We start from the raw sequence: 24,437 nt of genomic DNA, 5'->3' as shown, positions 1-24,437 counted from the left end.
TAATGATGAAAGAATTCAAAGTGACCTACTTTTTTGATGAGGAACATTATATCCGCCGTTTCATCCACGTGGAGTCGCAGGCAGAAGTGGAAAAGTTGGTGCAAAGTGAGCGCGATCAGCACATTTCGTTTCATGACAGCCGTGGGATCTATCATGAGCTGAATACACAGGATGTCCGGGTCATCCAGATTTCAGAATATCATCGGACGGATAAAGTATAAGGCGCAAAGGGTGGTATCCATTGCCAGCAGCTGGTTCTAATCAAAAAGCCTGTATATGAAATTAGCGGAATAAAAACAGATTAGTTTAGCGAAAGCGGGATGGGAGAAACTTCGGTTGCTCTCATCCCGCTTTTACTAATTGATAGAAAGTCTGTTGCCCAATTCCGCTGTCCCCACCCAAGCGAAAGGCTTTACTGAATAGTAAGCAGCGTGTTGTTTTCTCTGTTCTTATGAGAGATATCTCTCGTTTGAGGATAATCAGTTCAACTTATATAAATTGCGATTGTTTCTGCACCTTCACCGTCTAACCTGTTTATCTGTAATTCAGAGTATTTTGCAGACGAAAACTGCAGGTTTTGTCTGCAAAATACGTTACATCCGAAAGATATGTATTATAATAGTACATAGTGAACTTTATAGAGAATGAGAATTTATAGAGAGAAGGAAATTTAATGGGACGCAAATGGAACAATATTAAAGAGAAGAAAGCATCAAAAGATGCCAACACAAGCCGGATTTACGCGAAATTCGGACGTGAAATATATGTAGCTGCCAAACAAGGAGAGCCGGATCCAGAATCGAATCGGGCCTTGAAAGTAGTTTTGGAACGTGCCAAGACATACAGTATTCCAAGAGCGATTATCGACCGTGCAGTGGAAAAAGCCAAAGGCGGATCGGAAGAAAGCTATGATGAATTGCGTTATGAAGGATTCGGTCCGAATGGTTCGATGGTAATCGTAGACACGCTGACAAACAACGTCAACCGTACAGCTTCAGATGTCCGCGCGGCTTTCGGCAAAAACGGAGGCAACATGGGAGTCAGCGGATCTGTTGCTTATATGTTTGACCATACGGCAGTGTTCGGCATCGAAGGCAAAACAGCTGACGAAGTGCTGGAACTGATGATGGAAGCGGATATCGATGTCCGTGATGTCATGGAAGAAGAGGACAGCGTCATCGTCTATGCTGAACCGGATCAATATCACCTCGTGCAGGAAGCATTCAAGAATGCTGGCATCACGGAGTTTACAGTAGCAGAATTGACGATGCTCGCGCAAAATGAATTGCCGCTGCCGGAAGACGCACAGGAACAATTCGAAAAAATGATTGATGCCATCGAAGATCTGGAAGACGTACAGCAGGTTTATCATAATGTGGATTTAGAGGGATAATAAAAAGAGGCGCTTTGAGTAATTCAAGGCGCCTCTTTTTTTGCGAAAAAAATATTCTGATAATTAGGAATTTGACTTGTAATTCAAAAAAAGAATGACTATACTAACTTTGAATCATTAGTAGAAGTGTTTTGACTAATTATGTAAGGGTTTTCATTTAACTTTAAGTAAGTATTGGATGAATCATTGCCGAAATTCAAAATTCTGTAAGAATTTGAACTAGTCGATAGTCTGCAGAAAAATCTAAGAAAATACTTTTAAAAAAATTGGAGGAAAAACAAATGCTAAAAGAATTATCACCGAAAGCCGAAGATTTACAGGAGAAATTACTGAAGTTCATGGATGATTATGTTTATCCAAACGAAGCGACTGTCGAAAAACACTTGCAGGAAGCAGCAGACCGCTGGACGATTCCGCCGATCGTCGAGGAGTTGAAGGAAAAAGCGAAAGAACAGGGCTTATGGAATTTATTTTTGGATGATCCGGAATATGGAGCTGGCCTTTCGAATTACGACTACTCGCATCTATGCGAAATCATGGGCCGTTCGTTGATTGCGCCGGAACTGTTCAATTGCAACGCACCAGACACCGGCAATATGGAGGTCTTCGTCAAATACGGAACAGAAGAGCAGAAAAAGCAATGGCTGGAACCTTTGCTGCGCGGGGAAATCCGTTCCTGCTTCTCGATGACCGAGCCGGCTGTGGCTTCTTCCGATGCCACCAATATCCAAAGCAGCATTGTCCGTGATGGCGATGAGTATATCATCAACGCGAAAAAATGGTGGACCACCGGAGCAATGGATCCCCGCTGCAAAATTGCGATTGTCATGGGAAAAACAGATTCAAATGCGGCAAAGCATAAGCAGCAATCAATGATTTTGGTGCCTTTTGATACACCGGGTGTGGAAATCATCCGTCCACTGACGGTATTCGGCTATGACGATGCCCCCCAGGGACATGCCGAGGTTCACTACACTAATGTCCGTGTACCTGCTTCCAACATGCTGCTGGGCGAAGGGCGTGGCTTTGAAATTGCGCAGGGCCGTCTTGGGCCAGGGCGCATCCATCATTGCATGCGTGCCATCGGAGCAGCCGAGCGTGCGCTCGAGCTCCTGTGTAAACGCGCTGACAGTAGAGAAGCGTTCGGTTCCACCTTGGCTGAAAAGGATGTTATCAGAGAAATTATTGCTGAAAGCCGGATTGAAATTGAGCAGGCACGTTTGTTGACCTTGCATGCGGCCCATAAAATCGATATAGAGGGTGCAAAAGCGGCACGCAAGGAAATTGCGATGATCAAGATTGCAGTCCCACGGGTTGCATTGAATGTCATCGATCGTGCAATGCAAGTTTTCGGCGGTGCCGGCTTGACCGAAGATTTCCCGTTGGCCGCACATTATGCTTATGCCCGGACACTTCGGTTGGTTGATGGGCCGGACCAGGTCCATCTGCGAGATGTCGGCCGTCTGGAACTGAAGGATCAGTTGAAAGAAAGTTCGATTATGAAATAGAGAGCATATATAAAAAAAGTGCCCATTAACATAAAGGAGATGGTGGATATGAGTCTCCGAGAAAAAAAGGCAGCCCGGAAAAAAGAAGAAATCCTTCGCTCTGCCAGCCTGGTTATTGCCCGGAACGGATATCAAAATGCGACGATGGAGGATATCGCAGCTGAATTGCTTATGACAAAAGGGTCGCTTTACTATTACTTTAAAAATAAAGAGGAACTGCTGTATAAATGCCATGAACTGATTTTATCGTGTGCTATGGAGCGTATAGAAGGACTGTTTTTTGAAAATCTGTCTTCTAAAGAAAAAATGAAGCGAGCAATCAAAATACATCTGGATATTGTAATCCGGGAAAAAGAAGTGTTCAATCTTATCGGTAAACCGGAGCAGATATTTTCTGAAGAGAATATTCGGAAAGTCCTTAAGAAACGAGATGAGTACGCCAGCATTTTTGACAAAATCATCGATGAAGGTGTAGCCGGAGGGGAATTTTCCATCAATCAAAAGAAGATGGCCCGGATGATGATTTTGGGTGCCGCCAATTGGGTACAAGTCTGGTATTCACCGGAAGGAAAATACGGAAAAGAAGAGGTAGAAGAGATTTATGCTGATAATTTATTGAAAATATTATTGTGACACCATGATTGCCTTAATCCTATGGAAGTTTGGTTATTATAGCCTTTTTGCTTATTTGTTAGAGGGATAAGGAGGGATAACTTGAAAGCAATCATCGTTAAAGAGACTGGTTCGCCTGAAGTATTGAAACTGCAGGAAGTGAAAAAACCAAAACCTTCCGCAGACCAGGTGCTGATCCGGGTTGAAGCCATCAGCGTCAATTTTGCGGATATCAAGGCTCGCCAAGGGCAGTATCATGGAGTTGCAGCAGATGCCGCTTTTACACCAGGCCTGGATTGTGCAGGAGTAATTGTGGAAATCGGAGATCAAGTGACCCGGTTCCAGCTTGGAGAGCGCGTCATGGCATTTCCGGCAGGCGGTTCCTACGCTGAATTTGTTGTGGCGCCTGAGAATTTAACGTACGCGGTACCTGATGACATCAGCAGCGAAATGGCCGCGGCATCATTGACCGTCGGCATCACCGCTTATAATGTCATCCGAAAGATGGCGAGGCTGGAACAAGGTGAAACCATTTTGATCCATGCAGCAGCTGGAGGCATTGGATCAACCGCAATTCAATTGGCCAAGCTTTTCGGGGCTTCCAAGATTATCGGGACTGTCGGCAGCGATGAAAAGATAGACAGAGCTAAATCTTTTGGGGCCGATGAAGTGATCAATTACCGGTCAGTGGATTTCGTGGGTAAAGTTAATGAGTTGACGGCAGGAAAAGGGGCAGATGTCATTCTGGATACGGTGGCAGGCGAGAATTTTGATAAGAGTTTGAAATGCCTGGCCACATTCGGCCGGATCGTCTCTTTCGGGCATGCCAACGATGGATCGGTTCCAGGAATCGCAAAAACGGATCAGCTCCACTCAAGATGCCGCTCAGTCATTGGATACAGTACCGGCACGTATCGTAAGAACCGCCCTGAATTTCTTAGAGAAGGTGCGGAAAAGATCACCGAGTACCTGCTGCAGAAACAGTTGAAGACTGTCATTTCCAAAAGCTTCGCATTGGCGGATGCTGCGGATGCACATGTACATATCGAGAGCCGGTCAAGCATCGGCAAGGTATTGCTGATTCCTTGAATCCGGCATGTGCCGATCTATTAAAACTTAGTTTGGGATAAAGATGGTTCTATAGAGCTGCAACTCTGAAAATGCAAATAAGGAAGGGGAAGTCGAAGTATGAATAATGTCTACTTAATAGATGGAGCAAGAACTACTTTTGGAGGATTTCACGGAGGCCAAGGAATTGCGGTGGTGATTGAACATGCTTAAACTGCCTGTTATTGTGGCGCCGATGTTTTTGGTGTCAACACCCAAAATGGTCATTGAATCATCAAACGCAGGTGTCATCGGGTCCTTTCCTTTGCTGAATGCGCGACCGATTGAGGCCTGTGCGGAGTGGTTGAAAGAAGTAAAAGAATCACTTGGAGAAAAGCCATGGGCAGTCAATTTTATCTGCCACCGGGGATCGAACAAGCGATACGAAGAAGATTTTGAGCTGATCCGCCATTACGAACCGCCGATTGTCATCACCTCTCTTGGTTCGCCGGGCGATGTCATCGAAATCGTCCATGCTTACGGCGGTCTGGTCTATTCGGATGTCGCCAATATCCGGCACGCGAAAAAAGCGGCTTCTAGTGGAGTGGATGGGCTGATTCTTGTCTGCGCAGGAGCAGGAGGGCATGGCGGCACAATCAACCCCTTCGCCTTTATTGCGGCTGTCAAAAAATTCTATAGTGGAACGATTATTTTATCGGGCTCTTTATCCACGGGAGCGGATGTGGCTGCAGCTAAATTGATGGGAGCCGATTACGCTTATATGGGTACGCGTTTTCTGGCAGCTGAAGAAAGCAGTGCGCCGGAAGAGTACAAGCAGATGGTCATCGATTCGTCAGTGGAAGACGTTCTCTATACCGATTCTTTCAGCGGCGTTCCGGTCAACGTGCTGATTCCAAGCTTAGTAAAGCAGGGAATCGATCCGAAAACCTTAAAGCCCAAGGATGAAATTGATTTGTCGCATTTGGTCAATGCCAAAGCCTGGCGGGATATCTGGTCAGCAGGCCACGGAGTCACCACCATCACCAAACGAGAGACGACAAAAGAAATCGTGGACCAATTGCTTGCTGAATATGAGGAAGGGGTGGCTGGGCTTGTACGAAACGATTAAAACCGAGCTGCAAGACGGAATCCTGACGCTGACTTTGAACCGTCCTGAAAACATGAACGCTTATACGGAAAAAATGAATGAAGAGCTGCTGCATTTCTATAAGGAAGTCAACCACGATGACAGCGTACGCGTCATTGTGGTGACGGGTAGTGGCCGGGCATTCTGCGCGGGCATGGACTTGTCGGAAGGAGGCTCGACTTTCTCTACTGATCAATCTTCCGACGAGTACCGGGACCTTGGTGGCCAGGTCAGCCTTCAGGTATACGATGTCAACAAACCGATTATTGCCGCCATCAATGGGCCGGCTGTCGGAATCGGCATGACGATGACACTGCCGATGGACATCCGGATCGTCAAAAAAGACACCAAAATCGGCTTTGTCTTCGGCCGCCGCGGCATTGGTCCAGAGGCCGCTTCCGGTTGGTTTCTGCCAAGAGTTGTAGGAATCGGCAAAGCGCTCGAATGGACTTTGACAGGCCGTTACATACCGACTGCCGAAGCGGTGGCAACCGGATTGATGCAATACGAATCGGAAGATCCGTTGGCGAAAGCCTATGAAATTGCGCGGGAGATCGCGGGAAATACAGCTGCAACTTCCAATAGCTTCACCCGCCAGCTGCTGTGGAAAATGCTGGGGCAGGAGCATCCGCATGCATCACATTTAGTCGAATCTAAATTCCTCCACTGGGCTGGCCAGAATGCGGATGCTGATGAAGGCATTGGGTCCTTTGTCGACAAGCGCAAAGCCGAATTTCCGATGAAGGCGAGTGAGTTGCCGGATTTTTTTGAAGAGCAAAATTAACGGATCAACTATTCATAGACTGGATCAAAATGTCATGGGAATGGCTTTTGGGTCCAGCTTTTTTTTATAGAAGAGCCCAGGCAACTTGTCCAAAAGCAGAATATTTTACATTGTATACCCCTGGTGGTATATTAAGGTTAATCAAATTGTTGAAGGGGATTGATGAGATGTTATTACGATATTTCTATGATGAAAACTTAGCTCATGCTTCATATGTAGTAGGCTGTCAGGCGACCGGAGAAGCGGTAGTAGTAGATCCGATGCGTAATATTGCTGTCTATGAAGAGCTCGCTGCAAAAGAGAACCTGAACATTGTCGGGGCTCTGGAAACGCATATACACGCTGACTTTGTTTCCGGTTCGCGCGAATTGGCAAATCGTTTCGGAGCGACATTGTATGTATCTGATGAAGGTGATGCAGATTGGAAATATCAGAATATCGATCACTTAGATCATCAATTATTGAAGGACGGCGACCAGTTTAAGGTCGGAAATCTGGTATTTGACGTGATGCATACACCGGGCCATACGCCTGAAAGCATTTCATTCCTATTGACGGACCGTGGTGGTTCCGCTGATAAGGCGATGGGTATTTTCACGGGAGATTTCGTCTTTGTCGGAGATGTGGGAAGGCCAGACCTGCTCGAAAAAGCGGCAGGTATGCTAGGAACTGCTGAAGCCGGGGCAAAAGAGTTGTTCAAGTCACTCGAACGCTTTAAAAAGCTACCCGATTATCTTCAAGTCTGGCCGGCACATGGAGCAGGGAGTGCCTGTGGTAAAGCGCTCGGCGCCGTGCCTTCAACTACTGTCGGTTATGAAAAAATGTTCAACTGGGCTTTGCAATACGACGATGCCAAGGCATTCCAGAAAGAATTATTGGATGGCCAACCGGAACCGCCTTATTATTTTGCGGTCATGAAAGCTGTTAATAAAACAGGGGTGAAATTATTGAAAGATCTCCCTGAACCAAAAGTTGTCGGGTCAGTCAAAGAACTCGAGGCGTTGCTTGCAGAGGGCCATCAAGTTCTGGATTTGCGCCCTGCACCTTCATTCAGCAATGGCTATATTTCAGGAACCGTCAATATTCCATTCAATAAATCGTTTGCCAATTGGGCAGGATGGATTGTGGATTACAAAAAACCGCTTTATCTGCTGCTGGAGCCTGAATCCCTGAACGAGGTGCTTGAGGCCCTGCATTCAATCGGGATCGATGATGTAGCGGGCTACGCGGATGCTTCAAAGGCAATCAACGAAGCAGCGCAGCTGGATTCATATAAAAATGTCTCTCCGGAACAGGCAAAACAAATGATCGAGAACGGAGAAGGCTACGTACTGGATGTCCGCAGCCAAACTGAGTATGATGAAGGGCATATCGAAAAATCCGACCACATTATGGTCGGTACCTTAAAAAATCGGTTGGAAGAAGTCGATACCGACAAAACTGTAATCGTCCAATGTGAGGCCGGCGCTCGTTCTGCGATTGCGGCCAGCATTCTCAAAGCAAAGGGTATCGACAACCTGGTGAATCTTACAGGCGGCTATTCAAAGTGGAAAGAAGAAATGCCGGTTTAATTGAGTTCACTGCTTTGAATGGTGTTTAACTTTGTTTTGCATAAGAGCAGCAGTCAAAAATTTAGGTTCACTCTATATATGAAGGAGAAATAAAATGATAACAAGTGTAATGCTGGCTGGCTTCCCGATTTCTATAGCGGTTTATGGTGCTTATAAAAGGTTTGTTCCAGCTCTTGGAGTAAAGCAGGAGCGGCTCAATCACTTGGACGGCGACTCCTATGCATTACTGGATGTCCGTGCCTATAATGTGTCCAATAAAAAACCGGCTCCTGAAGCTTTTAATTTACCCATCTCATATTTCACAAGAGGCTATGGAGAAATACCGAAAAAGCCCATCCATCTGATCGCCGAAAACAAGTTAGAAAAAAACTTGGCAGTCCGACTGCTTCGTCGAAAAGGATTTAGCGTGGCAAGCTATAGTTTAATGGGAGAAAAAAGCCCTGATAAACTGAATACAGCATGTTGTTAACCTGAAACCTGTGTAAATGGAAACTCATTTACACAGGTTTTTTCTATTTTAAAATAATTTTTTATTTGGAATACCCAGTAGATTTTGTGAATTAATTAAAACTTGTAAAAACGAGATACTTTCCTATAAAATAGTTTTTATGTCTAGAAACGAAAGAGGGAAATGAATGAAAAAGCCTGGATTAACTGTAAAAGTACTGACTGGACTAGTTTTGGGAGCCATCGTTGGGTTGCTGATCAACCTATTCGCCCCCAATTCATTTAACGTGTTAAATACATATTTATTTGTGCCGCTTGGCCAAGTATTTTTAAGTTTGATTAATATGCTGGTTGTCCCGCTTGTTTTGTTTTCCATTATTCTTGGAACAGCCGGACTTGGCGATCCTGCCAAATTGGGACGGATCGGCATTAAAACGGTCAGTTATTTTCTGGTGACCACCACTATTGCGATTGTGATCGGCTTGTCGTTGGCGGCTGTTATTCAGCCGGGACTTGCCGGAAACTTTGATCTGGAAACTGCAGCGTTTGAGGCAGAAGAAGCACCATCTGTTGGCGAAACTTTGTTGAATATGATTCCAACAAATCCAATTGCGGCTTTAGGGGAAGGCAATATGCTGCAGATTATCGTGTTTGCTGTCTTTATCGGTTTGGCATTGACGGCTCTTGGTGAAAAAACCAAAGGACTGGTACATTTGTTTGAACAGGGCAATGACGTCATGATGTACCTGGTAGGCATTGTCATGAAATTTGCTCCTTATGGGACATTCGGTTTAATCGCCACGGCGGTAGGGTCTCAAGGATTCTCAGCGATGAAAGCGATGGGCTCCTATATGCTGGTTATTGTAGCGGCTCTTTTGGTCCACGCGGTCTTCACGTATGGAGGAACCATTAAATTTTTGGCGAAGAAAAGCCCAATCTGGTTTTTCAAAAACTTTGCACCTGCGATGAGTGTCGGCTTTAGTACGTCAAGCAGTACGGCGACTTTGCCGATTTCGATGGAAGTGGCACAGGATAAATTAGGTGTACCGAAATCTGTCAGCTCGTTTGTGCAGCCTTTGGGTGCTACGATCAATATGGACGGAACAGCCATTATGCAAGGGGTTGCAACAATGTTCATTGCACAGGCTTATGGCATTGAATTATCTGCGGTAGACCTTGCAACGGTCGTTCTGACGGCTGTGCTGGCAAGCATCGGTACGGCAGGCGTTCCGGGCGTTGGATTGATCATGCTTGCCATGGTATTGGGCAGTGTGGGCCTCCCCCCAGAAGGCATCGGCCTTGTAATCGGTATCGACCGTCTACTGGATATGACGCGTACGGCAGTAAATATCTCTGGAGATGCGGCATGTGCAGTTTATGTGGCGGAAACTGAGAAAGATAGAGATTTGCGAATGGAAAATATGAACGCTTAATCAAAAAGAAGTTCTCGCAATGCTGCGGGAACTTCTTTTTGATGTCAAGAAAAGAAACAGTTATATTTGCTTAATCAATTGGGAAAATTCTGCATTGACAAGTAATAGGCTCCATTATATATTATATGTAACCGGTTACACACTGAAGAAAGAACGGAGTCGTTTTTGATGACCACGATTAAAGATGTAGCAAAAAAAGCAGGGGTCTCGGTGGCTACGGTTTCCCGATTTTTAAATGATAGCGGATATGTCGGCGCAGAAGCCGCCAAAGCAGTGACCGCTGCAGTAGAAGAACTGAAATACGAATTGAATCCGGTCGCGCGTTCGTTGAATACCAAGAAATCGAACTTAATCGGCTTGATCCTGCCGGACATTACTAACCCTTTTTTTCCAGAACTTGCAAGGGCAGTTGAAGATGTTGCTTTAACATATGGTTACACTGTGGTGTTATGCAACTCAGATGAAAATCCTGAAAAAGAGAAAAACTATATCGAAACCTTGAAGAAAAAATACATTGCGGGTTTTATCGTGACTTCCAATCAGTTGGATGCGCCGCATTATGCCAATGCCAATGTGCCGATCGTGGCACTTGACCGGACCATCAATGAAAAAATTCCAACCGTATCCTCCAACAATAAAGAAGGCGCGGTTATGGGTACGAATGCCCTGCTTGAAAGAGGGTGCCGAAATGTCCTTTTTCTCAGAGGTCCTGCAGAATTGAATCCGGCGAACGATCGATATGACGGATTTATGGAAGCCATTCAAAATACGGATGCACATTATCAAGTAGTCACTTGTCCTTTTCATTTTGCCGATTCGCAGAAAATTGTGGAGCGTGCGCTGAAGGATGACCCATCAATCGATGGCATTTTTGCCAGCAGTGACGTTTCGGCGGCGGGTGCTTTAAAAGCAGCAAGCACAATGGGCAAGCATGTACCGGATGAACTGCAGATTGTCGGCTTTGACGGAGTGGCCATGGGAGAGATGCTGTCACCAGGATTGACCACTGTTGCACAGGATGTTTACAAGATGGGCGCAATAGCGACCCGCGTTCTGATTAAACAAATTGAAAATAAGAAAATCGATCAAAGTTTTTATGAAGTTCCCGTAAAATTGGTCATTCGTGGAACAACAAGGAGTGTGGCGGAATGATTACAGTAGTTGGCAGCATCAATATGGACTTGGTTGTCCAGACAGAACGTTTCCCAAAACAAGGTGAAACGGTGTTAGGCAATCTCTATACGACGGTTCCAGGAGGAAAAGGAGCCAATCAGGCAGTCGCAGCTGCCAGGCTCGGAAGCGATGTCCACCTGATCGGAGCAGTTGGCCAGGATGCATTCGGGACTGAGCTATTATCAGGGTTGAAGGATGAAGCAATTCATGTGCAGGATGTTAAACAAATTGACGGAGCAAGCGGCATTGCAAACATTCTTTTGTCAGAAGGAGACAATCGCATCATTGTAGTTCCTGGTGCCAACCACAGGGTTACAGTTGAAGAAATTGATGCTTTTGCAGAAAAATTAGGGGCCAGTGATTTGGTCGTTATGCAGTTGGAGATGCCGATTCCGGTTATTCAACGGACATTGGAAATATGCCATCGAAATGGAGTTCCTACTATCTTGAATCCGGCACCGGCGAATGGATTTACAACTGATTTTCTCCCATATTGCACGTATCTGACACCGAATGAAACAGAAGCGGCAGAAATTTTCGGCGAGAATTGGGAGCAGGCGCTGCTTGATTATCCAAACCGTCTTGTAGTGACACTTGGGGAAAAAGGTGCAAAGTTTTACGACGGAGAAAAGCACGTCATCGTTGAAGCATTCCCAACAAAAGCAGTGGATACTACAGGAGCAGGCGATACTTTCAACGGTGCACTTGCAACAGCGCTGGCGGAAGGACAGGCTTTCGACAGAGCAGTACGATTTGCAAATGCAGCAGCATCCTTATCCGTAGAAAAATTCGGGGCACAAGGCGGCATGCCCGACCGGACAGCCGTTAGTGAGCGAATGGCAGGTGGGCACTCATGAAAAAGCATGGCATCATCAACCGTGACATAGCATCAGCCTTGGCTTCATTCGGACATACCGATCTGTTGGTCATCGGTGATTGTGGTTTGCCGATTCCAAAGGGTGTTCCCTGCATCGATTTGTCCTATAAAATAGGCAAGCCAGCCTTCTTAACGATACTGGAAGCCATACTGGATGATTTTGAGGCGGAAGCAGCATTTATTGCCCAGGAAATAACTGATGGCAACCCGGTAGTGGAAAAAGCAATTATGGAAAAAATGAAAGCGGATTATATTACGCACGATGAACTGAAAGATCTCAGCAAACAGGCAAAACTGATCATCCGTACAGGAGAAGCGACACCTTATGCTAATATTGTCCTTCGTTCCGGCGTTATTTTTTAAAAGAGGCAGGTGATTCTAATGATCAAAATGACCGATATCTCCAAGTCGTTCAGTGGCAATAAAGTCTTGAAAAATGTCGACTTCACTTTGGAAAAAGGTGAAATCCATGCATTGATGGGTGAAAATGGTGCGGGAAAGTCGACTTTGATGAAAGTCATGTCCGGAATCTATACACGGGATTCGGGGATTATCGAAGTGAAAGGCCAAAAAGTCGATTTTACTTCCCCTAAACAAGCAGAGGAGGCAGGGATTGCAGTCATCCATCAGGAACTGAATATCCTGCCTCACCTGTCGATTGCGGACAATTTGTTTCTGGGGCGTGAAGAGACGATAGGCCGTACGGGAATATTGAAAACCAAACAGATGGAAAAAAAGACGCACCAAATTCTGCTGGACCTTGGACTGGATGTGGATCCCTCGGACCCTGCAAGCACATTGTCAGTCGGAAAGCAGCAAATTGTTGAAATTGCCAAAGCGATTTCGGTAAATGCGGAAGTGATTATTATGGATGAACCAACTGCGGCGTTGACAGACCGTGAAATCGACAATTTGTTCAAGACCATCCGTGAACTTCAAAAACGCGGTGTATCCTTCATTTACATATCCCACCGGATGGAAGAGATTTTCTCGCTGTGCGATCGGATTACGATTTTGCGTGACGGCGAATTTGTTGGAGAGCGGAAAATCAGTGAAACGTCTTTTGATGAAATTGTACAAATGATGGTTGGCCGGGAACTTGGAGATCGTTTTCCGCAACGGAAATCGACGATTGGCGAAATCAAACTGGCTGTTAAAGGTTTAAACCGAAAAGGTTGCTTTGAAGATATTTCTTTTGAACTTCGGAAGGGTGAAGTGCTGTCGATTGCTGGCTTGATGGGGGCAGGACGAACAGAAGTGGTGCAATCGCTGTTCGGCTATAAAAAATTGGATAGCGGCAGTATTGAATTTGATGGCAAACAAGTCAAAATTGATACGCCGAAAAAAGCCAAGGAAATGGGCATCGGCTACGTAACTGAAGACCGCAAGTCAGAAGGGTTGATTGTGGATTTTTCAGTGGAAGAAAATGTAAGCATGACGAACTTAGCTGCCATCTCTAAAAATGGATTGATTTCCAAAGACAAGGAACGTAAGCTTTATGACACGATGGTCAAACGCCTTGGAATTCGGACATCAGGTCCTCACCAGGCAGCCAAATCCCTGAGCGGCGGCAATCAGCAAAAAGTGGTCATCGCGAAATGGCTGGGCATCGAGCCGGAACTGCTGATTTTGGACGAGCCGACACGCGGCGTCGATGTCGGGGCGAAAAAAGAGATTTACTCGATTATCAACGAACTGGCTGAACGCGGAGTAGCGATTCTGATGATTTCTTCGGAATTGCCCGAAGTCATCGGCATGGCTGACCGTGTCCTGGTGATGCACGAAGGAAAAATAACCGCGGATTTATCGAAAAATGAAATGACGCAGGAACGAATTATGCATTTTGCTACAGGAGGTGAAAAACTTGCAGTTGAAGAACAATAATCAATCGGTGCTTCAAAAGATAGCTCCATTTATCGGTTTGATCCTTATTATCGTGATTATTACTATTTTAAACCCCGGCTTTTTATCCGTATCCAACTTAATGAACGTACTTCGGCAAGTTTCTATTAATGCGCTGATTGCCTTCGGAATGACTTTTGTTATATTAACAGGAGGCATTGACTTATCGGTTGGAGCGACTCTCGCATTGACGGGAGCTGTTTCGGCAGGAATGATGGCAAGCGGGATGGACCCGATTTTCGCCATGCTGCTTGGGCTTTTGCTTGGAGCTGTACTCGGAGCAATTAACGGAATCATTATTGCAAAAGGGAAAGTGGCACCATTTATCGCAACATTGGCGACAATGACCATTTATCGAGGTCTGACACTGGTGTATACGGATGGGCGTCCAATTTCAGGACTAGGCGACAGCTTGACTTTCCAGATGCTTGGCAAAGGGTATTTCTTTGGAATTCCGATCCCGGTAGTGACCATGATGGTCAGTTTCGGAATTCTGTATTTCATTTTGAAAAAGACGACGTTCGGTCGTCGTGTCTATGCAGTAGGCGGCAACGAAGAAGCGTCGATCCTATCGGGAATCAATTCAGACCGCATTAAGATCTATGTTTACTCACTGCTCGGTTTATTGGCCGCATTGTCAGCATTGATCTTAACGTCGCGGCTGAATTCAGCTCAGCCGACTGCTGGTGAAATGTTTGAACTGGATGCCATCGCTGCTGTAGTACTTGGCGGCACAAGCCTTACCGGTGGCCGTGGATGGATTGTCGGTACCTTGATTGGTGCCTTGATCATTGGAGTACTGAACAACGGTTTGAACCTGATCGGGGTTCCTTCCTTCTTCCAGCAAGTGGTGAAGGGTGCAGTTATATTATTAGCGGTTCTTTTGGACCGTAAAAAAACAACATAAGGGGTGCAGAAAAATGAAAAAAATGCAATTGGGGTTCATGTTAGTAGCAATGATGATTTTAGCGGCTTGTTCGATGGAAGCTCCAGAATCAAGTTCTGAAGAGGAAAGCGGCGATGGCGGAGAAGCAAGCGGCGACTACACAATCGGTTTTTCTATTTCCACTTTGAACAACCCGTTCTTCGTTACATTGAATGAAGGTGCTGAAGCGAAAGCTGAAGAGCTGGGCGCTGATTTAATGGTAGTCGATGCACAGGACAACGCTTCAAAGCAGGCAAGTGACATAGAAGATTTGATCCAGCAGGAAGTGGATTTGATTATGATCAACCCTGTCGATTCTGAAGCGGTTGCAGCTGCAGTAGAATCAGCCAATATGGCAAACATTCCGGTCATCACAGTAGACCGTAGTGCTGCAGGCGGCGAAGTGGTTTCCCATATCGCATCCGATAATATTGCTGGAGGAGAAATGGCTGGAGAGCATTTGGTATCGCTTGTTGGGGATGGCGCGCAAGTTGCAGAACTTGAAGGCGTTTCAGGATCTTCGGCTGCACGTGAACGTGGAGAAGGCTTTAATAATGTCGCGGCTGACAGCCTGGATGTAGTAGCTAAGCAAACAGCGAACTTTAACCGGGCAGAGGGCTTGTCTGTTATGGAAAACATTCTTCAGGCGAATCCTGACGTTACAGGAGTTTTCGCTCATAACGATGAGATGGCTTTAGGTGCTCTTGAAGCGATTGAAGCTTCGGGCAAAGACATTACAGTTGTCGGTTTTGATGCTACTGACGATGCCGTTAAAGCTGTAGAAGAAGGCCGCCTGGCTGGGACGATTGCACAAAAGCCTGAAATGATCGGTGAAATGGCAATTGAGACGGCAGTACAGTCACTAGATGGAGAAGAAGTTGAAGCATCGATTCCGGTGGAGTTGGAATTGGTTCAGTAAGCATTCAAAAAGACAAGCATGCGTTATGGATATTTCAGGCTGTAGACCCACTCGAGCGATTCGAATGGGTCTACAGTTTTATTAGGGATTGGGGTGAAGAAATTCAGTGTGGTACTTCGCTCTAACAGACCGGTGAGCACGCCGGTGTTGGATAGACCGAAAGAAAGATGGATGAGCGGGTCTGTTGCAGTCGCTTTTTTCTTTTTCTGTTATACTATTGTCAAAAGCAGGAACAGGAGGCTAGCATATGAAGGATGTATGGATAGTGAAGTACGGTGAACACACGATCCGAGTCGTCAATACATGGACCAATGAAAAACTATTTGTAGACGGAGTTTTACAGGATGAGCAGGTCGGTTTGCATTTTACTTCCCGTCTGTTTGGAAAAGTGAAAAGTGAAGATAATGAATATGAAGAAATCAAGGTATCGATCGGAGCTTGCTTCTGCAGAATGCAATGCCGGATTTTTGTGGGAGACCGCTTAATTTACACGACAGAACTGCAAACGGGCGGATGAGCCTGTAGTGTTGAGAATCAGATTTAATTCGCTTCATAAAAAAGCTCAGCAGAAAATTGATTTTTCTGCTGAGCTTTTTTATGAAGCCGCCGGCAAGCAGAAGCTGCTGAAGCATAAGTCGATGACGCACAACGATTTGTTGTAGCACCTTGCAGGATTCGCGTTTTATAAGAGCCAGCACCAATGCTTGATGGGTGCTGGTATTCTGTCAGAAATTTCTGTATGTTTATTATAGATAATTTTTACAAACAGAAAGTTTTCCATAGGTAAAGCCAATCATTCGATTTGATATGCCGTTTCTATTTCCTTTTTTAACAGAAGACTATGGCACTAACCCCATGTTATTCGGAAGAGCGAACTTTGAAAAACAGCTTTATCCAGATATTCTGAGGAGAAGGGGGTGACTAAATGAAGATTTTTGACACACATTGCGACGCGCTGCTGAAGCTGCAGGTGACGAAACGAAATGCGCTATTCAAGGGAGAATTGCTGGACTACCGGAATGGTGCGGAATTGGAAACCAATTTTGGGCGGCTCCAGGCAGGAGGTGTGAAAGTTCAATTTTTTGCCATCTTCGTCCATCCGGAATTGCCATCCGATGAAAAGTGGCAGCATGCGCTGGAGCAGGCAGATTTGTTCTACAGTGAAATCCTGGAAAAAAACCCGTTGATGAAGCATATAAAGAATTGGAAGGATATTGATTTATTAAAGCCGGCCGAAATTGGCGCTGTTTTGACTTTGGAAGGGGCGGATGCGTTCGGCAATGATCTGGCGAAGCTGCGCCACCTCTACCGGTTAGGGGTGCTGTCGATTGGATTGACCTGGAATAATGCCAATCTGTGTGCCGATGGTGTCGGTGATCCAAGAGGCGCAGGGTTGACAGTGCTGGGGAAAGAAGTCATCCGCCTGAATAATGAATATCATGTGTTTACCGATGTCTCCCATTTGGCCGTCAATGGATTTTGGGACGTCATGGACCTGGCAAAATATCCAATTGCGAGCCATTCCAATGCGCGTACCCTTTGTGATCATCCGCGCAATCTCGACGATCAGCAAATCAAGGCAATGTTCGCAAATAAGGGAATGATCGATGTGGTGTTCTGTCCAGAGTTTATCAATCGAGACAGTGAGAGGGCGACGATAGCAGATTTGGTCCGCCACATCGATCATCTCTGTTCGCTCGGTGGAATTCACCAAGTCGGCATCGGATCGGATTTTGATGGCATATCCTCACATATTACGGAACTTAAAAATGCCTCGGAATTCCCCAATTTGATCAATGAGCTGCAGAAACATTATACAGAAGCGGAAGTTGAGGGGTTTGCGTACCGTAATTTTCTGGAAAACCGTCCCGGAATGTAAAGGAGAAGAAGTATGGATAAGACGACAAAACAGAAAGTAAAAAAGTCTTCGGAAAAAATGTCGATAAGTATGTAACCAGCGGCAGCCACGCCAAAGGAGATGATTTGTTTTTGCTCGTCGAATGGTTCCAACTGGAGAAGACGAGAACTGTGCTCGATATTGCCACTGGCGGGGGACACGTGACAAAAATTCTGGCTCCTCGTGCAGGAACGGTGTTTTCTACAGACCTGATAATAGCGATGCTGGAAAACACGGCAAAGCATCTGTGCGGCAGTTTCAACAATATTCACTATGTGGTGGCAGATGCCGAAGCATTTCCTTTTTTGAAGGAAACTTTTGATGCGGCCATTTGCCGGATTGCACCACACCATTTTCCGAATCCAGAACGGTTTATCTCGGAAATGTCACGTGCCTTAAAGAAGGGCGGCCAATTCATCCTGATCGACAATGTTGCTCCTGCTGATCCGGAGTTGGCAGAATTTATGAATACCACTGAAAAACTGCGGGATGACAGCCATTCACGATGCCTGACCAAAGAAGAGTGGGCAAGGCTGCTGAAAAAGAATGGGATGGTGGAGCGGAAGTCTGCGGATCTTCGGAAAACATTCGACTATCCATCATGGGTAACACGCACAACCGAAAATGACGGGCAAGTGGAACGAGTTTCCCAGCATTTGCTGGGTGCTGATGAAAAAACCGCTGAGTATTTCTCGATAGAAGTCTTAGATGGAAAAGTCCAACACTTCACAATTGATGAATGGATGGCGCTGTACGAGAAAGCTGGACATGAGTAAGCTAAAAAAAGCCCCTTCACCAAACGAGTGAAGGGGCTGCGTATTTAATATTTGTTCATTGATGACTCTGTATTCTTCGCCTCTTTTTGATTGGCTTCGCTTTGTGCGACAGGGTCAGAGGAGGTTTCTTTTTTTGCCATTTTTCGTCTATGAAGAATGGCGTTTATTTCAGCGCCGATAACTAAGATCAGACCAGTAAGGAAGAACCACAGCATCAGTACGATTAACCCGCCAAGACTTCCGTATGTAGCGGAATAACTGCCGAAATTAGAAACGTAAATTGAGAATCCTAATGATACGACCTGCCATAAGACTGTTGCGATTATAGCTCCGACAATAACTTCCTTGAATGGAAACTGCTTATCGGGAGCGAATTTATACATAAATGCCAAGACAATGCTCATTACTGCAATGGAAATGACCCAGCGCAGAACTTGGAAAATGATTTCAGTTTCCTCAGGAAGACTGAAGAAAGATTTGATCATATCAATAATCGTACCACCGAAGATCGGTAGGATGAGGGCGACGATGACAGCAACTAACATACCCAGCGTTAAAATGATGGCTGTTGCTTTCAGTTTAATGAATGATCGAGTTTCTTCGATGCCATAAGCTTGGTTGGTGGCATTGATAAAGGCGGTCAACGCGTTGGAAGCGGACCACAGTGTACCCAAAATACCGAATGTCAACAAACCGCCTGATGGTGTGGTGACAACACTGATAATTGTGTCTTCAAATGTAGTGGCCACAGCTCCTGGAAGAATGGTGCCAATAAATTCCACGGCGCGATCCGGATTGATTTGAAGATACGGCAAGATAGCCAGCAGCAAAATCAATAAAGGAACGATAGCTAAAAGGTAATAATAAGCTTGTGCTGCAGCAAGGGTTGTTGCTTTATCTTTCTTGAATTCACTGCCAAGTTCTTTGGCAAATCCTGTAGCTTTACTCATCCGATAACCTCCATTTAAAAATTAGTTACTCTTTATATGCCCCGTTATAGACAGAGTTAATCCTAAAATGAAAAACTAAAGGCCATTTGGAAAACAGCAGAAGTTTTTTGAACGTAAAAAAGTGCCCGGTAAACGGACACTCTTTTCAATATTATTTTGGCAGTATATCACAGGCGACTTTTAGAATATGGTGATTTTCCATTTCCACAATGGACCATTGACAACCCTCTTTTACAAAAAGGTCTCCAGTTTCAGCTTCAATCAACTGGTGCTGGATCCAGCCGGCGATCGTATCAATATCTTCACTGTCTTCAAATCTAAAACCGAAACGTTCATCCAGATCTTTTAAAAGGACACGCCCGTTGAGAAGGTAGCGTGTATCACTTTCCTTAATGATTTCTTCATCTTCGTCTTCATCGAATTCATCACGGATTTCCCCGACAATTTCCTCCAATATATCCTCCATCGTAATCAATCCTGAAGTGCCGCCATATTCATCGATGACCAGCGCGATATGCGTACGATCTTTTTGCATTTTCACTAAGGCATTTTGAAGCGGCGTTGTTTCGTGGAAGTAAGGAAGGTCATGTATAAGTTCTGACATTTCAAATTTACCATTGAGAGCGTAATGCGTCAGTACTTCTTTGGCGTTGATAAAACCGATCAGGTCGTCTTTATCGCCATCTCTGGCAATGGGGTAACGCGTGAAACGATGTTCACGGATTTGAACCAGCAGTTCCGGATTCGATAGATCATCTGAAAAGGCCACCATCTGAGTGCGCGGAATCATAACGTCTTTGGCACTGCGCTCATCGAAAGCAAAAATATTCTGCATATAGGACAGTTCGACCTCGTTGATTTCTCCGCTTTGGAAGCTTTGCGCCATGATGATCTTCAGGTCTTCTTCTGAATGGGCCTGTGCTTCTTTGGCAGGCTCCACGCCAAAAATCCGCAAGAGTATGTGAGCCGCACCATTTAGGATGGAAATGAAGGGATACATGATTTTACCGAACCAATACAGGAATGGTGACAGCAGCAATATCATCCGCTCCGCAAATTGAAGAGCCAACGACTTCGGAGCCATTTCCCCAATGACAACATGCAGGAAAGTCACCAGTGAGAAAGCCAGGACAAATGAAATGATGGCAGAAGCAATGGAAGGAACATCGAACATTTCAAACAATGGATGCAAAAGCTGTTCAACTGTCGGTTCACCCAGCCAACCTAGTCCAAGGGCGGTGACGGTGATGCCAAGCTGGCACGCTGACAGATAATAATCAAGATCACTGGTGATCTTTTTGACCAATACAGCTTTTTTGTTTCCTTCATCGATCAATTGGTCGATGCGTGCCATACGGACTTTAACGACGGCAAATTCCGAACCGACAAAAACGGCCGTTAACGCAATTAGTAAGAAGAGCAGAGCTAAATTCAATATAAGTATGGGGTCCAATAAATTCCCTTAAATAAGGGATTCACCTCCGGAAGTAGTTATTGATGTTAAATTTACCATAATTTGAGCGCGAGATATAGGGCGATACCTAATGATCGGCAATGATCTGACGTGTAATTTCTTTTACATCAATGGCAGTATCTTCGTTGATGACATCGTCAAGCATGACATTCTTAAAATAGCCGACGCTTGCAGGCAATGGAAGATCCAGCAATTTAGTCAAAGCAATCCGATACATCACAACAAATTCCTTGTCTGTATTGCCGCGTTTCAACTCTGCGAACGCTTCATAAAATTGGTCCAACTTGTCTGCCATTTCGAGCAAACGCCCTTCAATGGTGGCGTCCTTTCCTTCTTTCATGCGATCAAAAAAGACCTCTTGAAATTCTTGAGGAATCTCACGAAGGATGAATTTCTCCATCATGCCCTCTTCCACTTTTGCGATCATTTCCTTTAACTCAGGTGAAGCATATTTGACCGGTGTTTTAATATCGCCTATAAACACTTCAGCAAAATCATGATTGATGGTTTTTTCATATAATGCTTTCCAGTCTACTTCACGGCCGGCACGCTCTTCGATCGTTGCAAAAAACATCGCGTACTGGCTTACTTTCCACGAATGGGCTGCAACATTATGATCTTCAAATTTGAATCTGCCGGGTGCCCGGATAATCCGTTCTAGGTCGTTCAATGAAGTGAAAAAACGGTGAATTCCCATAATGACGCCTCCTTTGATAACTTGAATTTTAATTTGTAACATCAACTATTCTACTGTGGATATTCCGCAAACGAGCGCCGCTTTCGGGCCCACAGGATGTGGGTCATGCAGTTGTCGCGACAACTGCCCAGGACTTACGGCCTGAGTGGATTCTTGCCATGACGCTGCGCTTTTCCCGTAGAAAGTTTCTGCCTGGCGCGAATTCTTCATGTTCTTACTTTTTGATAATAAAATTCCCTGTCTTCAGCATACACGATTTTTAGTATAATAAAAATGACATTGATACAGCATAATGAAGGAGAAGAAAAAGTATGACGGGCAAGACTCACATCATAGGCGGCGTAGCAGCAAGCCTTGCATTTGCACAAATAACAAATTATGAACCAGCTATTTTACTGGGAGCAGGGGTAATAGGCTCGCTGATTCCGGATATTTGCCATGGCAGCAGCAAAATCGGCCGTGCCCTGCCGATTCTTTCAAAAATGATCAGTGGCTTGTTCGGACATCGGACATTTACGCACAGTCTGTTGTTTTTATTGTTGTTCGCAGTTTTATTGCATAATTTCATGCCGATGGAAGCAATTTCAGCAGGGTTGCTTGTTGGAATGGCAAGCCATATTGTATTGGACATGGCGACGAAAAGGGGAGTTAAGCTGTTCTTTCCGTTTAGATGGACCATCCGATTTCCAGTAACTGCTACGACCGGGGGGACTTCAGAATACATGGTTTTCGCATTGCTGTCGCTTCTCTGTGTTTACTTTGGCTATGACGTTTTTCTTTCCCTATAAACGTTTCACTCTATGACAGAAGGGAAATGAAAGAACAAATGCTCATAGGAGGAATGATCTTAATGGCTAAAAATGATTTTTCAAAAGATGCAAATCCGCAAAGCAGCCATAATAGGCGACAGCGTGAAGAGTTTGAAAGCATCGATCAGGAGTCAAGAGAAGACGGCGAAAAAATGAACAAAAAAGGCGCCCACAGCAACACGGGAGTCGGCGACGAACAAAACCAGATTGGCGAATCGGAAGAAAAGTGAGCGGATCGTGAAAAGAATATATTAAAACAGCGATTGAATAAAAGGCCAGGGACTTCCAGTTCCTGGTCCTTTTTATTGGTTTTTTAGAAAGTGTCAAATTCGTTTTTTGTCAGCTTGTTAATCGGCACATAAACCGGTACACTGATAAAGGCAATTATTGAAAAATTCGTTTTTTTAAGACAATGGAGGGATAAGATGATTTCAGCAACATGGAACTGGATGTGGGAAAAACACGACCAGGCAAAAGATACGTTCCGACTTTTTACTAACCCTGGAGCTGGTATACCCGATGACCGTGATCGGGCAGAAGATGCTGGATCCTATGATGAACGCCAAAAAAACCGCAGTTATAATACTCCTCAATTAATTGGGCTGTTCCTCGGTCCACTGTTGTTTATCCTGACCTTACTTTTCTTTAATCCCGATGGACTGTCGCCTGAAGCGAAGGCTATATTGGCCAGCACAATATGGATTGCGACCTGGTGGATTACGGAAGCTATTCCGATTCCGGCAACGTCGCTTCTGCCTATCATTCTTTTTCCAATGACCGGCGGACTCGATGTAAGCGCTACAACTTCGGCTTATGGCAGTGACACCATATTCCTCTTCATGGGTGGTTTCATGATTGCCCTGACAATGGAGAAATGGAACTTACATAAACGGATTGCCCTTACCATTATTTCTGTGATCGGCACCAACACCGAACGCATCATTCTTGGCTTCATGGTAGCTACTGGATTCTTATCGATGTGGATTTCCAATACTGCTACGGCCATGATGATGGTGCCGATCGGTTTGGCAATCATCTATCAAGTATCTGAAGCGCTGAAGGATGATACTACAATCGATACTTCAAAAGAAAACTTCGGTTTCGGTAAAGCACTGATGCTCGGGATTGCCTATTCCGCCTCACTGGGGGGGATTGCAACCTTGATCGGAACTCCGCCGAATACATTATTAGCGGGGGCAGTCAATGAAATCTACGGTATTGAAATCACCTTCGCACAGTGGATGCTGTTTGGCGTTCCACTGGCCTGGATTTTTATTGTAATTGCTTGGGTGTATCTGGTGAAAGTCGCTTATCCGCAAAAGTTGAAACATTTGCCAGGAGGAAGCGAAGTGATTCGCCAGCAAAAAACTGACTTGGGCACTGCATCCTATGAAGAAAAAGCGGTTTTTGTCGTTTTCATAGCCGTTGCACTTGCTTGGATCAGCCGCTCGTTTGTTTTGGATGCGTTTGCACCTGATTTAGAAATGACGGATGCGATGGTCGGTTTAATCGCCGCGATGATCCTATTTATCATTCCTTCCAAAAACAGAAAAGGCGACCATTTGCTGGACTGGGCAACCGCGGTTAAATTGCCTTGGGGAATTTTACTGCTATTTGGTGGTGGACTTGCCATTGCTGCCGGTTTTACAAATTCCGGTCTGTCTGAATGGATTGGAGGCCAATTGATTGGATTGCAGGGCGTCAATGTCCTTATCATTATTCTCGTAGTAGCTGCGTTTGTGTTGTTCCTAACTGAAATCACGTCTAATACTGCAACAGCTTCAATGATGTTTCCGATTATGGCATCTCTTGCAGTAGCTCTCAGTATCCATCCTTATGCGTTGATGGTGACTGCAGCTGTAGCGGCATCATGTGCATTTATGCTGCCAGTTGCGACACCGCCGAACGCTGTCGTGTTCGGCTCCGGATATTTAAGAATTGCAGACATGGCCAAAGCAGGATTTGCACTTAACATTTTCGGGATTTTCTTCGTAGGGCTAGCGGTATTCTACTTCCTGCCGCTTGTTTGGGGAATTGATCTGATGTCGATTCCATCGGACTTTCTGAAATAAGATTTAATGAATAGAAAAAAAGCA

At 45.2% G+C, this 24,437-nt stretch carries 25 protein-coding genes; 22 read left to right on the top strand and 3 right to left on the bottom strand.

The genetic code is table 11. From position 1 onward, the window contains the following. The first annotated feature begins 5 nt into the window (after window positions 1-5). From J7I83_RS02150 to J7I83_RS02060, 19 genes are all read left to right on the top strand, one after another. Window positions 6-221, top strand: a complete 216-nt coding sequence (locus J7I83_RS02150) for a hypothetical protein (protein ID WP_215099040.1) — start codon at window positions 6-8, stop codon at window positions 219-221. Between the two features lie 452 nt (window positions 222-673). After that, complete coding sequence (locus J7I83_RS02145) at window positions 674-1,393, top strand: YebC/PmpR family DNA-binding transcriptional regulator (RefSeq protein WP_215099039.1); 720 nt, start codon at window positions 674-676, stop codon at window positions 1,391-1,393. Window positions 1,394-1,674: 281 nt separating this feature from the next. Beyond that, window positions 1,675-2,901 (top strand): acyl-CoA dehydrogenase family protein, encoded by a 1,227-nt coding sequence (locus J7I83_RS02140; RefSeq protein ID WP_215099038.1) that lies wholly within the window; start codon window positions 1,675-1,677, stop codon window positions 2,899-2,901. Between the two features lie 48 nt (window positions 2,902-2,949). Continuing rightward, the gene (locus tag J7I83_RS02135) at window positions 2,950-3,534 is read left to right on the top strand and encodes a TetR/AcrR family transcriptional regulator (RefSeq protein WP_215099037.1); all 585 of its coding nucleotides are present in this window, start codon (window positions 2,950-2,952) and stop codon (window positions 3,532-3,534) included. An 81-nt stretch (window positions 3,535-3,615) separates the two neighbouring features. Beyond that, entirely contained in the window at window positions 3,616-4,602 is a 987-nt protein-coding gene (locus J7I83_RS02130) for a quinone oxidoreductase family protein (RefSeq protein ID WP_215099036.1), read from the top strand. Window positions 4,603-4,786: 184 nt separating this feature from the next. Continuing rightward, on the top strand, window positions 4,787-5,689 hold the full coding sequence (locus J7I83_RS02125; protein ID WP_215099035.1) for an NAD(P)H-dependent flavin oxidoreductase: 903 nt from the start codon (window positions 4,787-4,789) through the stop codon (window positions 5,687-5,689). Continuing rightward, window positions 5,673-6,491, top strand: coding sequence for an enoyl-CoA hydratase-related protein (locus J7I83_RS02120; protein ID WP_215099034.1), 819 nt, complete (start codon window positions 5,673-5,675; stop codon window positions 6,489-6,491). The genes J7I83_RS02125 and J7I83_RS02120 overlap by 17 nt, the downstream gene beginning before the upstream one ends. Window positions 6,492-6,658: 167 nt before the next feature. Further along, entirely contained in the window at window positions 6,659-8,062 is a 1,404-nt protein-coding gene (locus tag J7I83_RS02115) for an MBL fold metallo-hydrolase (protein WP_215099033.1), read from the top strand. 94 nt (window positions 8,063-8,156) lie between these two features. Further along, window positions 8,157-8,531 (top strand): rhodanese-like domain-containing protein, encoded by a 375-nt coding sequence (locus tag J7I83_RS02110; RefSeq protein ID WP_215099032.1) that lies wholly within the window; start codon window positions 8,157-8,159, stop codon window positions 8,529-8,531. A 166-nt stretch (window positions 8,532-8,697) separates the two neighbouring features. Continuing rightward, window positions 8,698-9,942 (top strand): dicarboxylate/amino acid:cation symporter, encoded by a 1,245-nt coding sequence (locus J7I83_RS02105; RefSeq protein ID WP_215099031.1) that lies wholly within the window; start codon window positions 8,698-8,700, stop codon window positions 9,940-9,942. Between the two features lie 168 nt (window positions 9,943-10,110). Next, complete coding sequence (locus tag J7I83_RS02100) at window positions 10,111-11,094, top strand: LacI family DNA-binding transcriptional regulator (protein ID WP_215099030.1); 984 nt, start codon at window positions 10,111-10,113, stop codon at window positions 11,092-11,094. Next, entirely contained in the window at window positions 11,091-11,972 is an 882-nt protein-coding gene (rbsK, locus tag J7I83_RS02095) for a ribokinase (RefSeq protein WP_215099029.1), read from the top strand. The genes J7I83_RS02100 and rbsK overlap by 4 nt, the downstream gene beginning before the upstream one ends. After that, window positions 11,969-12,355 carry a D-ribose pyranase gene (gene rbsD, locus J7I83_RS02090; protein ID WP_215099028.1) on the top strand — a complete coding sequence of 129 codons (387 nt, stop codon included), beginning with the start codon at window positions 11,969-11,971 and terminating at the stop codon, window positions 12,353-12,355. Before rbsK ends, rbsD begins: the two co-directional genes overlap by 4 nt. 18 nt (window positions 12,356-12,373) lie before the next feature. Next, window positions 12,374-13,876, top strand: coding sequence for a sugar ABC transporter ATP-binding protein (locus tag J7I83_RS02085; RefSeq protein ID WP_215099027.1), 1,503 nt, complete (start codon window positions 12,374-12,376; stop codon window positions 13,874-13,876). Beyond that, window positions 13,857-14,801, top strand: a complete 945-nt coding sequence (locus J7I83_RS02080) for an ABC transporter permease subunit (protein ID WP_251047388.1) — start codon at window positions 13,857-13,859, stop codon at window positions 14,799-14,801. Before J7I83_RS02085 ends, J7I83_RS02080 begins: the two co-directional genes overlap by 20 nt. A 13-nt stretch (window positions 14,802-14,814) precedes the next feature. Next, on the top strand, window positions 14,815-15,738 hold the full coding sequence (gene rbsB, locus J7I83_RS02075) for a ribose ABC transporter substrate-binding protein RbsB (RefSeq protein WP_215099026.1): 924 nt from the start codon (window positions 14,815-14,817) through the stop codon (window positions 15,736-15,738). A gap of 247 nt (window positions 15,739-15,985) precedes the next feature. Then, entirely contained in the window at window positions 15,986-16,255 is a 270-nt protein-coding gene (locus tag J7I83_RS02070; RefSeq protein ID WP_215099025.1) for a hypothetical protein, read from the top strand. 408 nt (window positions 16,256-16,663) lie between these two features. Further along, window positions 16,664-17,617 (top strand): dipeptidase, encoded by a 954-nt coding sequence (locus J7I83_RS02065; RefSeq protein WP_215099024.1) that lies wholly within the window; start codon window positions 16,664-16,666, stop codon window positions 17,615-17,617. 110 nt (window positions 17,618-17,727) lie between these two features. Continuing rightward, window positions 17,728-18,411, top strand: a complete 684-nt coding sequence (locus J7I83_RS02060) for a class I SAM-dependent methyltransferase (RefSeq protein WP_251047387.1) — start codon at window positions 17,728-17,730, stop codon at window positions 18,409-18,411. Window positions 18,412-18,455: 44 nt separating this feature from the next. Here J7I83_RS02060 and J7I83_RS02055 read toward each other — a convergent pair whose 3' ends face one another. The 3 genes from J7I83_RS02055 to J7I83_RS02045 all read right to left on the bottom strand — a co-directional run bounded on the left by J7I83_RS02055 (window position 18,456) and on the right by J7I83_RS02045 (window position 21,532). Next, window positions 18,456-19,361: a YihY/virulence factor BrkB family protein gene (locus J7I83_RS02055; protein ID WP_215099022.1), complete on the bottom strand. Its 906-nt coding sequence runs from the start codon at window positions 19,359-19,361 to the stop codon at window positions 18,456-18,458. 151 nt (window positions 19,362-19,512) lie between these two features. Next, window positions 19,513-20,814, bottom strand: coding sequence for a hemolysin family protein (locus J7I83_RS02050; protein WP_251047386.1), 1,302 nt, complete (start codon window positions 20,812-20,814; stop codon window positions 19,513-19,515). 88 nt (window positions 20,815-20,902) lie between these two features. Then, window positions 20,903-21,532: a YfbR-like 5'-deoxynucleotidase gene (locus tag J7I83_RS02045; RefSeq protein WP_215099089.1), complete on the bottom strand. Its 630-nt coding sequence runs from the start codon at window positions 21,530-21,532 to the stop codon at window positions 20,903-20,905. A gap of 311 nt (window positions 21,533-21,843) precedes the next feature. Here J7I83_RS02045 and J7I83_RS02040 point away from each other — a divergent pair, with 311 nt between their 5' ends. From J7I83_RS02040 to J7I83_RS02030, 3 genes are all read left to right on the top strand, one after another. Then, complete coding sequence (locus J7I83_RS02040; RefSeq protein WP_215099021.1) at window positions 21,844-22,320, top strand: metal-dependent hydrolase; 477 nt, start codon at window positions 21,844-21,846, stop codon at window positions 22,318-22,320. A gap of 62 nt (window positions 22,321-22,382) precedes the next feature. Continuing rightward, entirely contained in the window at window positions 22,383-22,571 is a 189-nt protein-coding gene (locus tag J7I83_RS02035) for a hypothetical protein (protein WP_215099020.1), read from the top strand. 195 nt (window positions 22,572-22,766) lie between these two features. Continuing rightward, window positions 22,767-24,413: an SLC13 family permease gene (locus J7I83_RS02030; protein WP_215099019.1), complete on the top strand. Its 1,647-nt coding sequence runs from the start codon at window positions 22,767-22,769 to the stop codon at window positions 24,411-24,413. Window positions 24,414-24,437 lie beyond the last annotated feature (24 nt).

The organism is Planococcus sp. ISL-110 (genome assembly GCF_018613575.1).
In the GTDB taxonomy this organism is placed as follows: domain Bacteria; phylum Bacillota; class Bacilli; order Bacillales_A; family Planococcaceae; genus Planococcus.
This window is presented reverse-complemented; position numbering and strand designations above follow the sequence as displayed.